The sequence below is a fragment of the Streptococcus sp. genome (assembly GCF_030825805.1).
GTDB lineage: Bacteria > Bacillota > Bacilli > Lactobacillales > Streptococcaceae > Streptococcus.
In genome coordinates this window covers 13,127-26,763 of record NZ_JAPJPF010000007.1, presented here as the reverse complement: position 1 = coordinate 26,763, position 13,637 = coordinate 13,127, and the positions used below count along the sequence as shown (strand labels likewise).

Annotated in this window: 10 protein-coding genes; 3 read left to right on the top strand and 7 right to left on the bottom strand. The window is 41.5% G+C overall.

Annotation, left to right across the window (positions count from 1 at the left end):
* Positions 1-48 precede the first annotated feature (48 nt).
* The 3 genes from glgB to RCH62_RS02080 all read right to left on the bottom strand — a co-directional run bounded on the left by glgB (position 49) and on the right by RCH62_RS02080 (position 4,338).
* Positions 49-1,950, bottom strand: a complete 1,902-nt coding sequence (gene glgB, locus RCH62_RS02090; RefSeq protein ID WP_306474508.1) for a 1,4-alpha-glucan branching protein GlgB — start codon at positions 1,948-1,950, stop codon at positions 49-51.
* A gap of 388 nt (positions 1,951-2,338) precedes the next feature.
* On the bottom strand, positions 2,339-4,072 hold the full coding sequence (gene ptsP / locus RCH62_RS02085) for a phosphoenolpyruvate--protein phosphotransferase (protein ID WP_120702149.1): 1,734 nt from the start codon (positions 4,070-4,072) through the stop codon (positions 2,339-2,341).
* A 2-nt stretch (positions 4,073-4,074) separates the two neighbouring features.
* Positions 4,075-4,338, bottom strand: a complete 264-nt coding sequence (locus RCH62_RS02080; RefSeq protein WP_006596636.1) for a phosphocarrier protein HPr — start codon at positions 4,336-4,338, stop codon at positions 4,075-4,077.
* Positions 4,339-4,768: 430 nt separating this feature from the next.
* On the opposite strand from RCH62_RS02080, the gene nrdH reads away from it, so the two are divergent.
* The 3 genes from nrdH to nrdF all read left to right on the top strand — a co-directional run bounded on the left by nrdH (position 4,769) and on the right by nrdF (position 8,360).
* Positions 4,769-4,987: a glutaredoxin-like protein NrdH gene (gene nrdH / locus RCH62_RS02075; protein WP_006596951.1), complete on the top strand. Its 219-nt coding sequence runs from the start codon at positions 4,769-4,771 to the stop codon at positions 4,985-4,987.
* Positions 4,988-5,118: 131 nt separating this feature from the next.
* Complete coding sequence (gene nrdE, locus RCH62_RS02070) at positions 5,119-7,278, top strand: class 1b ribonucleoside-diphosphate reductase subunit alpha (RefSeq protein ID WP_154852418.1); 2,160 nt, start codon at positions 5,119-5,121, stop codon at positions 7,276-7,278.
* 122 nt (positions 7,279-7,400) lie between these two features.
* Positions 7,401-8,360 (top strand): class 1b ribonucleoside-diphosphate reductase subunit beta, encoded by a 960-nt coding sequence (gene nrdF, locus RCH62_RS02065; protein ID WP_023026617.1) that lies wholly within the window; start codon positions 7,401-7,403, stop codon positions 8,358-8,360.
* 115 nt (positions 8,361-8,475) lie between these two features.
* Here nrdF and alaS read toward each other — a convergent pair whose 3' ends face one another.
* The 4 genes from alaS to RCH62_RS02045 form a co-directional block, all read right to left on the bottom strand.
* Positions 8,476-11,094: an alanine--tRNA ligase gene (gene alaS, locus RCH62_RS02060; RefSeq protein ID WP_154852415.1), complete on the bottom strand. Its 2,619-nt coding sequence runs from the start codon at positions 11,092-11,094 to the stop codon at positions 8,476-8,478.
* A gap of 36 nt (positions 11,095-11,130) precedes the next feature.
* Entirely contained in the window at positions 11,131-11,613 is a 483-nt protein-coding gene (locus RCH62_RS02055; RefSeq protein ID WP_006596642.1) for an LURP-one-related/scramblase family protein, read from the bottom strand.
* 290 nt (positions 11,614-11,903) lie between these two features.
* Positions 11,904-12,845 (bottom strand): peptidylprolyl isomerase, encoded by a 942-nt coding sequence (locus RCH62_RS02050; RefSeq protein WP_048717181.1) that lies wholly within the window; start codon positions 12,843-12,845, stop codon positions 11,904-11,906.
* 77 nt (positions 12,846-12,922) lie between these two features.
* Complete coding sequence (locus RCH62_RS02045; RefSeq protein WP_023026613.1) at positions 12,923-13,636, bottom strand: O-methyltransferase; 714 nt, start codon at positions 13,634-13,636, stop codon at positions 12,923-12,925.
* Position 13,637: the final 1 nt, after the last annotated feature.

The following is a 13,637-nucleotide window of genomic DNA, read 5'->3' as shown; positions in this document are numbered from 1 at the left end:
CAGAGTTAGGAATGGGATCATAGACCGCGATCAGTAGATCACCAACAACTATTCTTTTGTTTTAGACACATTGGAACGAAGTTTTCGTTTCACTTTCCATACACTAGCTCCAAGAGCCGGTAAAGTAAAGGTTAAGGTTTGTGGATAATCTTTCCATAATCCCTCTTGAGTCTTCACTTCTTGGTTGTGCTCTTTCCAGACACCTCCCCATTTCTCTAATTCTGTATTCCAAATTTCTTCATAGACCCCAGCTACAGGGACGCCGACTGTAAAGTCCTTGCGCTCTACTGGTGCCATATTAAAGATACAAAGCAAATGATTTCCTTTTTTATCCTTACGAGTAAAGGTCAAAACGCTTTGATCTCGGTTATCTGCATCAATAATCTCAATACCATCATAGCTATCATCAATTTCCCACAACATCTTGTTGTCTTTGTAGAATTGATTGAGCTGGGAAGTAAATTCTTGCATCTTGCGGTTCATGTCATCTTCCAGATTAGACCATTCTAACTGTTCTTCAGACCTCCACTCTAAGAATTGGCCAAACTCTGAACCCATGAAGAGCAATTTCTTCCCTGGGTGACAAATCTGATAGGTCAAGAGATTTCTCAAGCCGGCGAACTGATTGTAGCGATCTCCCCACATCTTATGCATGAGACTCTTCTTGCCATGCACCACTTCATCGTGAGAAAACGGCAACAAGAAATTCTCAGAGAAAGCATACATAAAGCTAAAGGTCACCAAATTGAAATCAAATTTCCGGTAAATAGGATCTTCCTCGTAGAAGCGAAGGATATCATTCATCCATCCCATATTCCACTTGTAGTCAAAACCTAAGCCACCGTATTCTTCTGGACCAGTAATCTTAGTTCCAGATGAACTTTCTTCAGCAACCATGATCACATCAGGATGCTCAAGTTTAATCACCGCATTCATTCGTTTAAGGAAATGAATCCCCTCATAATTGAGATTTCCACCATCGATATTTGGTGTCCATGGACCACTATCGTAATCTAAGTAGAGCATGTTGCTGACCGCATCGACCCGGATTCCATCCAAATGATAAAACTCAATCCAGAATTTTACACTAGAAATAAGGAAGGATTGGACCTGGTTTTTCCCTAGGTCAAAGTTCATTGCTCCCCAACCATAGTTGTGAGCCCGATGATGGTCCTGATATTCAAAGGTTGGTGTCCCATCATAATAGGCCAAGGCATCATCATTGATCGTAAAGTGTCCGGGCACCCAGTCCACAATCACCCCAATGTTATTCAAGTGACAGGCCTCAACGAAATCCTGAAACTCTTCCGGTGTTCCGTAAGTATGTTCCAAGGCAAAGTAACCCATCAATTGATAGCCCCAACTTAGTCCGAGCGGGTGAGCCATCACCGGCATGAACTCCACATGGGTATAGTTCATTTTCACCAAGTAAGGAATCAAATCTTCCTTCAACTGAGCAAAGGAATAAGGACTTCCATCTTCATTCCGTTTCCAGGATCCAGCATGAACCTCATAGATATTAACTGGTCGAGATCGAAAACCAAGTTTTCTCCGTCTCGCCATCCACAGTCCATCTTTCCATTTCCGCTCTGGAATATCAGTAATAACCGCTCCTGTACCTGGACGTTTTTCCATGCGTACCGCTAAAGGATCCACCTTCATCAAGCGGTGGCCATTTTGTCTTGTAACATGGTACTTATAAATATCTCCCACTTGAGGTGCTGTTGTAAAAACTTCCCAAACACCAGCTTCATTTCTCACCATAGGAATTTCATTTTCTTCCCATTGGGTGAAATCACCTACTAAGTGTACTGCCTGTGCATTTGGAGCCCATACGCGGAAACAATACCCCTCCACACCATCTACTTGCTCTTTATGAGACCCTAGATAATGTTGAAGATGAAAGTTCTCTCCGGTTCCAAATGTGTACAATGCTTGTTTCGTATCCATTCACTCACCTCTCTCGCCTCTTATGAAAGCGCTTCCTAATAGTATTATTCTACTATAAATAGTTGAAATATTCAAGATTATTTCTTGAATAATGCGATGAAAATATATGAAAATAATTCAAAACTTCCAAGTTTTCCCTGAAATTTCCTAAAATCAATTCACAATTGTTCAGCTTTCAAACTATCTTTCTAACATTATACTATAAAAATCATTGTAATTAAACCTATTTCCGAAAATTTTTAGAAAATTTAGATTTTTTGTTTTGATATAGGGATATCTACTCTATTTTTATTCAGCTACTTCCTTTATAAGACAAATAAAGTAGCAAAATAAAAAAGCTACCACCTCTTCCAAGGTGATAACTTTGTTATCAGATTCTTAAAATCAATTAATCTACGTTCACGTATTCTTTAGAAAGTTCAAGAACTTCTTCCATTGTTGAACATTCAGTAAGAGCACGGTTAGCGTATTCTTGCATCTTAGTTGTATCCAATTTCTTCATCAAGCTACGTGTACGAAGGACTGATGTAGCTGACATTGAGAACTCATCCAAGCCCATTCCGACAAGGAGTGGAACAGCTGTTTGGTCACCGGCCATTTCACCACACATACCAGCCCATTTACCTTCAGCGTGAGCTGCCTTGATAACGTTGTTAATCAAGCGAAGGATTGATGGGTTATATGGTTGGTAAAGGTATGATACTTGTTCGTTCATACGGTCAGCAGCCATTGTGTATTGGATCAAGTCGTTTGTACCAATTGAGAAGAAGTCAACTTCTTTGGCAAATTGGTCAGCCAACATTGCTGCTGCTGGGATTTCAATCATGATACCTACTTCGATGTCGTCAGCAACGGCAACACCTTCAGCAACCAATTTCGCTTTTTCTTCTTCAAGAATACCTTTAGCGGTACGGAACTCCGTCAACAAAGCAACCATTGGGAACATGATCCGCAATTTACCGTGAACAGATGCACGAAGCAAGGCACGCAATTGTGTACGGAACATTTGGTTACCAGTTTCAGAGATGGAAATACGCAAAGCACGGTAACCCAAGAATGGGTTCATTTCTTTAGGAAGATCGAAGTAAGGAAGTTCTTTATCCCCGCCGATATCCATCGTACGAACGACAACAGGTTTACCGTTCATACCTTCAAGAACCGCTTTGTATGCTTCGTATTGATCATCTTCAGTTGGGAAGTCTTGAGAGTCCATGTACAAGAATTCAGTACGATAGAGTCCAACTGCTTCTGCACCATTCTCATTCACACCTTCAACGTCTTTAGGTGTACCGATGTTAGCAGCCAACTCGAAGTGTTTCCCATCTGCAGTAACAGTTTTCGCATCTTTCAAAAGAGCCCATTCAGCTTTTTGTTTCGCGTAAGCTTCACCAGCTGATTTGAATTCTGCGATTTGTTCTTCACTTGGGTTGATAACAACTTCACCAGTGATTCCAGATACGGCCAAAACATCACCATCTTTTACAAGATCTGTAATGTTGTTTGTACCAAGAACAGCTGCGATTTCAAGTGTACGCGCCATGATCGCTGAGTGACTTGTACGGCCACCAATGTTTGTAACAAAAGCTTTAACGAACTGTTTGTTCAATTGAGCTGTATCTGATGGGGTCAAGTCATGCGCAACCACAATTGCTTCTTCATTGATGGTCGCAGGGTTTGGCAATTTTTTACCAAGCAAGTTTGCAAGAACACGTTTGGTAACGTCGCGAATATCTGCTGCACGTTCTTGCATGTATGGGTTATCTTCCATTCCTTCAAAGATGGTGATAAACATGTCTGTAACTTCTTTTAAACCAGCCTCAGCATTCACCTTCTTCGTGCGAATTGTTTCCTTGATCTGACCAACCATTTCAGGGTCAGAAAGAACCATCATGTGAGCATCAAATACTTGTGCTGCTTCCTCACCAAGGCTCGCTACTGCATTCTCCCGAATAAGAGAAAGCTCGTTTTGTGAAGCTTCAAGAGCTGCATCCAAACGAGCTTCTTCTGCATTTGTATCTTCAACTGAGATTGTTTCAAATGACAAGTCGGGTTGAACAAGTAGATATGCCTTAGCAACGGCAACACCATCAGATGCTGCAATTCCTTTAAGCATTTCTGTCATGTTTATGCCAATCCTTCTTTTTCCATTGTTTCAGCGATTGCTGCAAGAGCATCATCAGCGTCAGCTCCTTCAGCTGAGATTACAACGTCAGCTCCTTGACCAACACCAAGGCTCATAACACCCATGATTGATTTCAAGTTAACTGATTTACCTTTGTATTCAAGAGTAATATCTGAAGCAAATTTGCTAGCAGTTTGAACCAACAAAGTTGCTGGACGTGCGTGGATACCTGTTTCTGCCACGATGTGGAAATCTTTAGAAGCCATAGTTTGACTCTCCTTTTAAAATTAGTTTTGAGTTATCTGTGATAACCCTTACAATTTGCTATTATATCATCTTCTTCATTATTTTTCAAGATTTTTATCACACACTTACTGAAAATACTTACAGGAAGCACTCAATTTTTCTCTTCTTTTGATCTTCTTTTTTTACTTTCTTCTATTAAATAAATAGAATTGCTTTCACGGACACAGTATATAGAATTTTAGGAAAAAGATAGGAATTCCTTTGACTTAAAAAACCTATATTTTATCACGTTTTCCTCAATTTTCACTAATTCTTACAATACTACATATTGTGGTATCTTCCGGTATAGTTAATTTATGTGCACAATATTTAGTTAAAACTCTTGACAAGGAAAAACCTTTTGTTTATACTAGATACAGATTTATGAATTTAGAGGAGTTAGATCACATTATGGTGACAATTTATTCAAAAAATAATTGCGTTCAATGTAAAATGACCAAACGTTTTTTAGATACCAATCACGTTGAATACCGTGAAATTAATCTAGATGAGCAACCTGAGTTTGTAGACCATGTGAAGAACCTTGGTTTCAATGCTGCGCCAGTTATCCAAACGGCAGATGAAGTCTTCTCTGGCTTCCAACCAGCTAAGCTCAAGAAATTATCTTAACATTATCAAACAGGATTTGATTGGTCTAGGGAATGGATGACTGTAGTCCTTGACTACTGTGTTCCCTGGCCCTTTTACTTGTACAGGGGAGCTTGCCTCCCCTTTGTTTTTGAATTAGAAAAAGGAACATTATGGGATTAAAATCACTTGAAGACGTAACCTACTTCCGTCTTAATAATGAAATCAACCGTCCAGTAAACGGTCAAATCATGCTTCATAAAGACAAAGAAGCCTTGGATGCTTTCTTTAAAGAAAATGTTGCGCCAAATACTATGGCCTTTGATTCAATAACGGATAAAATCAACTACCTTATTGAACACAACTATATCGAAACAGCTTTTATCAAGAAATATCGTCCAGAATTCTTGGAAGAACTTTATCAATTTATCAAAGACCAAAACTTCCAATTCAAGTCCTTCATGGCTGCCTATAAATTCTATAACCAGTATGCGCTTAAAACAAATGATGGAGAATACTATCTCGAAAGCATGGAAGACCGCGTCTTCTTCAATGCTCTCTATTTTGCAGATGGAAATGAAGACATTGCCAAAGACATCGCAAACGAAATCATCCACCAACGCTACCAACCAGCTACTCCTTCTTTCTTAAATGCTGGACGTGCCCGCCGTGGAGAATTGGTTTCCTGTTTCTTGATCCAAGTAACAGATGATATGAATGCGATTGGACGCTCTATCAACTCTGCCCTTCAACTTTCACGTATCGGTGGTGGGGTTGGAATCTCCCTCAGCAACCTTCGTGAAGCTGGAGCACCGATCAAAGGCTATGAAGGAGCTGCTTCTGGGGTCGTTCCTGTTATGAAACTCTTTGAAGATAGCTTCTCTTACTCTAACCAACTTGGTCAACGTCAAGGGGCGGGGGTTGTTTACCTCAACGTCTTCCACCCAGACATCATCGCCTTCCTTTCAACTAAGAAAGAAAATGCCGATGAAAAAGTTCGTGTTAAGACTCTCTCACTTGGTGTCGTCGTACCAGACAAGTTCTATGAGTTGGCTCGTAAGAATGAAGAAATGTATCTCTTCAGCCCATATTCTGTAGAGCGTGAATACGGAGTGCCATTCAACTATATCGACATCACTGAAAAATACGATGAGTTGGTTGCTAATCCAAACATCCGTAAGACAAAAATTAAAGCCCGTGATTTGGAAACAGAAATTTCTAAATTGCAACAAGAATCTGGTTACCCATATGTAGTCAATATTGATACTGCTAACCGCGCCAACCCAGTTGATGGCAAAATCATCATGAGTAACTTGTGTTCAGAGATCCTCCAGGTTCAAGAACCAAGCTTGATCAACGATGCTCAAGAATTCATTAAAATGGGGACCGACGTCTCATGTAACCTTGGTTCAACAAACGTAGTCAACATGATGACCTCACCTGACTTTGGTCGTTCTATTCGTGCCATGGTTCGTGCTTTGACCTTTGTGACAGATAGTTCTCACATCGTCGCTGTTCCTACGATCGACCATGGAAATAGCCTAGCGCATACCTTTGGCCTCGGTGCGATGGGACTTCATAGCTATCTTGCGCAACAATTGATCGAGTACGGATCACCTGAGTCTGTTGAGTTCACTAGCATCTACTTCATGCTCATGAACTACTGGACCCTCGTGGAATCAAACAATATCGCGCGTGAACGTGGCGTTACCTTCCACAACTTTGAAAAATCAGACTACGCAAACGGTACTTACTTTGATAAGTACACGACTGGAGAGTTTGTTCCAAAATCAGAGCGTGTCAAAGAACTCTTTAAAGACATCTTCATCCCTAATGCAGAAGATTGGGCTGAACTTCGTGATAAAGTGAAAGCAGATGGTCTTTACCACCAAAACCGTTTAGCTGTCGCACCAAATGGTTCTATCAGCTACATCAATGACGTGTCTGCTTCTATCCACCCAATTACACAACGGATTGAAGAACGTCAAGAGAAGAAAATTGGTAAGATCTACTACCCTGCAGCAGGATTATCAACAGATACCATTCCTTACTACACTTCTGCCTACGATATGGATATGCGGAAAGTCATCGATGTCTATGCTGCCGCAACTGAGCACGTGGACCAAGGACTCTCACTGACTCTCTTTATGCGCAGTGACATTCCAAAAGGTCTTTACGAATGGAAAACTGAAAACAAACAAACCACTCGTGACTTGTCTATCCTTCGTAACTATGCCTTTAATAAGGGAATCAAGTCTATCTACTACGTCCGTACCTTTACAGATGATGGTGGAGAAGTTGGCGCGAACCAATGTGAAAGCTGTGTCATCTAAGACACTCTGATCCATTGCTACCAAAAGTCGGTCCGCCGACTTTTTGTGCAGTATTCTAACAATTGTGTTAGAATAACAATGATTGTATGATCGAATGAATTAGAAAAAGAAAGAGATTTCAAATGGAAACTTACTACAAAGCCATTAACTGGAATGCCATCGAAGATGTCATCGATAAATCTACTTGGGAAAAGCTAACCGAACAATTCTGGTTGGATACACGTATTCCTTTGTCAAACGACTTGGACGACTGGAGAAAGTTATCTCTCAAAGAAAAAGACTTGGTAGGTAAAGTCTTTGGTGGATTGACACTCTTGGATACTATGCAGTCCGAAACTGGTGTGCAAGCTCTTCGTGCAGATATTCGCACTCCCCACGAAGAAGCTGTCTTTAACAACATCCAATTCATGGAATCTGTCCATGCTAAGTCTTACTCTTCTATCTTCTCTACCTTGAATACCAAGTCAGAAATCGAAGAGATTTTCGAATGGACCAATACCAATCCTTTCCTTCAGAAGAAGGCAGAAATCATCAATGAAATCTACCTCAATGGAACTCCTCTAGAAAAGAAAGTAGCCAGCGTCTTCCTTGAAACCTTCCTCTTCTACTCTGGTTTCTTCACACCGCTCTACTATCTTGGAAACAACAAGTTGGCCAACGTAGCTGAGATCATCAAGTTGATCATTCGGGACGAATCTGTTCACGGAACCTACATCGGTTACAAGTTCCAACTTGGATTTAACGAATTACCAGAAGAAGAGCAAGAAAAACTCAAAGAGTGGATGTATGACCTACTCTACACCCTCTATGAAAACGAAGAAGGCTACACAGAGAGTCTCTATGACGGTGTGGGCTGGACAGAGGAAGTCAAGACCTTCCTTCGCTACAATGCTAACAAAGCCCTTATGAACTTGGGACAAGATCCGCTCTTCCCTGACTCAGCAGATGATGTCAACCCAATCGTTATGAACGGAATCTCAACCGGAACATCCAACCACGACTTCTTCTCTCAAGTCGGAAACGGTTACCTTCTCGGTGAAGTAGAAGCTATGCAGGATGACGATTATAACTACGGTTTATAAGTCAAAAACCTTTCCAGATGGAAAGGTTTTTTTATTGCAATCTTTTTCTAATTGGGTACGTTTCTTTTTTTGAAAAAAGAGAGGTTGGGACAAAAGTCCTAGCCTCTCCTATTCATTACAATTTACCTGCTACTGCATCCAACAATTCTTGGATTTTCGCTTGGTTGCTTCCTCCTGCCATGGCCATGTCTGGTTTCCCACCACCACGTCCATCGACGATTGGAGCCAATTCTTTAACCAAGTTTCCAGCGTGGATGTCTTTTGTCTTGCTGGCTACAAGAAGGTTGACCTTGTCACCGATGGCTGCGACAAGAACAAGGACATCAGAGTAGTCTTTTTGTTTCCAGTTATCCGCAAAGGTACGAAGGGCACCTGCATCTGAAACAGAAACTTGGCTAGCAATGTAACGGTGACCGTTTGCTTCTTGGACATTCTTGAAGACATCACCTGCCGCTGCTGCTGCAGCTTTTTCCTTCAATTCTGCATTTTCTTTTTGCAATTGACGGAGTTGTTCTTGAAGGCCTTCTACCTTGTGAGGGACTTCTTTGAGTTGAGGTGCTTTCAAGGTTGCTGCGACTGCTTTCAGTGCATCTTCTTGTTCACGGTAGGCTTCGAAGGCTTCTTTACCAGTTACTGCCAAGATACGACGAGTTCCTGATCCAATCCCTTCTTCTTTAACAATCTTGAAAAGACCGATCTCAGAAGTATTGCCAACGTGGGTACCACCACAAAGCTCGACTGAGTAGTCACCAATGGTGACAACACGGACTTCCTTACCGTATTTCTCACCAAAGAGGGCCATAGCTCCCATTTCTTTAGCTGTATCAATATCTGTCTCAACTGTTTCTACAGCGATCGCTTCCCAAATCTTTTCATTGACTTGTTGTTCAATGGCACGCAATTCTTCAGGAGTTACCGCTTGGAAATGAGTGAAGTCAAAACGAAGGAATTCTACTTCGTTAAGAGATCCTGCTTGAGTAGCATGGTGGCCAAGGATATTGTGAAGAGCTGCATGGAGTAAGTGAGTCGCTGTGTGGTTTTTCATGACACGATGACGACGGTTCGTATCGATTGCCAAGGTATATTCTTGGTTCAAAGCAAGTGGAGCATGAACTTCAACGGTATGAAGAGCTTGTCCGTTTGGTGCTTTTTGAACGTCTGTTACAGTCGCTACGACATTTCCTGTAGCATCCAAGATTTGACCATGGTCAGCAACCTGTCCACCCATTTCAGCGTAGAATGGAGTTTCTGCAAAGATCAGTGATGCAGTTCCTTCTGAAACAGCTTCTACTTCTGCGTTATCTGCTACGATAGCCACTAATTTTGAAGGCAATTGGCTAGCATTGTAGTTAAAGACGCTCTCAACAGTGATATTTTGAAGGGTTTCGTTTTGCATCCCCATGGATCCGCCTTTGACAGCTGACGCACGCGCACGTTCTTGTTGTTCCTTCATAGCTGCTTCAAAACCTTCACGGTCAACTGTCATACCAGCTTCTTCAGCGATTTCTTCTGTCAACTCCACTGGGAATCCATAAGTATCGTAGAGTTTGAAGACATCTTGACCAGCGATAACCGTTTGACCTTTTTCTTTCAAGTCTGCTACGATTGTTTCTGCAAAGTGTTGACCTGAGTGAAGGGTACGAGCAAATGACTCTTCCTCGCTCTTCACAATTTTCTCGATAAAGTCACGTTTTTCAAGCACTTCTGGATAGTAGCTTTCCATGATTTTACCAACGGTTGGAACCAGTTTGTAAAGGAAAGGCTCATTGATGCCCAATTTTTGACCATGCATAGATGCACGACGAAGAAGACGACGAAGGACATAACCACGGCCTTCATTTCCAGGGAGAGCCCCATCACCGATAGCAAATGAAAGAGAACGGATATGGTCTGCGATGACCTTGAAGCTCATGTTGTCACCATCTTGGTCGTAAACTTTACCAGACAATTTTTCCACTTCACGGATGATTGGCATGAAGAGGTCCGTTTCAAAGTTAGTTTTCGCCCCTTGGATCACGGCTACCAAACGCTCCAAACCAGCGCCCGTATCAATGTTTTTGTGTGGCAATTCCTTGTATTCACTACGAGGTACAGCTGGATCTGCGTTAAATTGTGACAAAACGATATTCCAGATTTCGATGTAACGGTCGTTTTCGATATCTTCTGCAAGGAGGCGAATACCGATGTTTTCTGGGTCAAAGGCTTCCCCACGGTCGAAGAAGATTTCTGTATCTGGTCCAGAAGGTCCAGCACCGATTTCCCAGAAGTTGTCTTCAATTGGGATCAAGTGACTTGGATCTACACCCACTTCAATCCAGCGATTGTAAGAATCCGTATCAGCTGGGTAGTAGGTCATGTAGAGTTTGTCTTTGGGGAAGTCAAACCATTCAGGACTTGTCAAAAGTTCATAAGCCCAAGTGATGGCTTCATCACGGAAGTAATCACCGATTGAGAAGTTACCCAACATTTCAAACATGGTATGGTGACGAGCTGTTTTTCCTACGTTTTCAATATCGTTGGTACGGATGGCCTTTTGCGCATTGGTAATCCGTGGGTTTTCAGGGATGATAGTCCCATCAAAGTATTTCTTAAGGGTTGCTACCCCTGAGTTGATCCATAAAAGGGTTGGATCGTTGACAGGAACCAAGCTAACAGATGGTTCTACTGAGTGACCTTTGGTAGCCCAGAAATCAAGCCACATTTGGCGGACTTGTGCACTAGATAATTGTTTCATGTTTTCTCCTCTATTTATTGTTTTCTATTGATTGGCTTAGGAGCCATTTTCCATCATTTCTACATAGTCAATGGCAAGACACAAGGAAATCACCAGATTGGCATATTCCTCTTCATAGACGGAAACCTGATAAGTCGACGTCAAGGTAAAGACTTGCTTGCTAATCTCTGCAACCAGCTGGTCGCGATCATCCAATAACTTGAAATCCAAATCCCAGATATTGCCTTCGATGCGTAGTCCTAAATTAGAAATTTCGTACTTATCACGGAGTAAGGTCAGTTTTTTACGGATAAAAAAACTGGAGCCATCCGCTAATTCTACAGTGAATTGAGGTAAGAGGCTAAAAGGCTTCTTCGTGATATGGCTGACCTTCTGGCCTTCCACATCAAATACCGTAAAGGTTTTAGGAATTTTCAAAAATGAACCTTCTACCTGGTATTCTACCATTCCCAGATCATTTTTGATATCAAAGCGTTCCCCTCCAAGTCGAAACTTTTGTTTGACCAGATACGTTTTCATCAGTTTCCTCCTGCAAATCCTTATTAAAACCTTTCTCTTATTAGAAAGGATCTCCGGTAGAAATGCTGAAAAAAAGACAAGCTCACTAACGAAGGGCGAAAAACCGCGGTACCACCTTCATTCAATGAACTTGTCATTCTTCATTCGATTATGTAATTGTTCTATTGAGTAGCAAAATCATTCCTCTTCCATGGCTCGCACCCCCGCCACTTCTCTGAATCTGATTCTAAATGATTTATTCTCAACTATCTCATTATACAGATAAATACAATGCTCGTCAACTAATATCCTTATTTAGAAGATGAGCTATCTTCTGTTGTTGCACCAATATTTTGCATGTATTGGTTGAAGGTTGCCTTGAAGGCATCATCTTTGACCTTGATATTGGCATTTGTCATTGCTTTGGCAATGATGCTACGGATAAAGTTGGCATCATTTTTACGTTCTGCCGTCAGAATTTCTTTCAAGCGTTTTTCGTATTTCTTCCAGTCAGATCCTTTTTCTTCCTTCTTAGTTACTTTAACGATATAGTAGGCACCAGCGCTTTTTTGACTAGCAGGATCAATAACGACATCTGAAATACCATTTACATCAAGCTTAGATGCTGCTTCCTTGACACGGGTTGGAACAGTTGTTGTTCCAGAGTCAAATTTGATTTCTCCACCCTTTTCTTTGGTGCTAGCATCTGTAGAATTTTCTTTGGCAATTTGTGCAAAGTCAGCGCCTTCAGCTTTTACACTTGCAAGAACTTCATTCGCTTTTTCTTCTGAATCCAATTTTATCACATTTGCAGTGATTTCTGGTGTATAGCTTTCAAAGGCTTTTTTATAAGCTTCGTCTGTCAACTCTTTTGAAATAGCTTGGTCAACCGCATACTCTAACAAAAGGTTACTACGGATTTGTTGTTTGTTGGTTTCTTCTGTCAACCCTTGTTGAGTGAGGTAGCTATTGAAGGCTTCACCCAATTGTTTTTTCTGCTCATCAACTTTTTTCTCAACATCTTTGTCTGAGACTTTTGAGCCGTATTCTTTTTCAAAGACTTTATTAATGGTCATTTGGAACAGGTATTGTTGTGCACCTTGGTTATGTTTGATTTCATCATAGAAATCACCAACAGTGATCGTGTCACCCTTCATTGTGACGATATCTTTGTCACTGCCACCTTTTGCACAAGCTGCTAGCGCTACAACGGATAAAAGGGTCACCGCTCCAGCTACAAATTTTTTCTTCATGTTTATTTCTCCATTCTAAAATTCACTGCTTCTATTTTACCACAAATTCAAAAGGATAACTTAAATAAGACTAAAAGCTACTCTTCTGTCGGCAAGGAAATCTCTTCCTCGTTTTTACGGATCATGAGAATGCCATCACCGAGCGGAATCAGACTGGCCGTCAAGCCAGGATGGTCCAAAGTGGCGTCAAAAAGACGTTGCAAACCTCGATAGATGGTGCGTTGTCCACGACGGACTTCCATAATATCACGTGCTACATCTCCCCCTTGGAAGATATCGTCTAAAATCACCACTCCCCCAACTTCCAACCGTTTGAGAACTTCTGGAAGAAAGACGATGTACTTGGACTTAGCCGAATCCATAAAAATCAAGTCAAAGCGTTGCTCGATATGCTCCAGCAGATCGACCGCATCCCCTTCTAAGAGGGTGATTTGGTTACGTTGATCAAAACGAGCAAAGTTTTCCTTGGCAAAACCAATCATTTCCTCGTTGCGATCAATGGTTGTAATCCTTGCATCAGGCACTTGCTCTGCCATCAAGAGGGCCGAAAAGCCGATTGCTGTCCCAATTTCTAAGATTGACTTGGGTTGCATGGTCTGCAAAAAGAGACGAAAGAAAGCAACCGTTTCATGAGGGATGATGGGAATATTTTCCCGTCGAGCAAATTCTTCTAGCTCCTTTAAAGCATCCGTTACCGGCGCTTGGCGCTCCCGCATGAAAGAGACAATTTCCTCCTTGACAACTGGGCGGCGCATATTGTGGTTGGCATTTTTACTGTAAGACTCTACCATC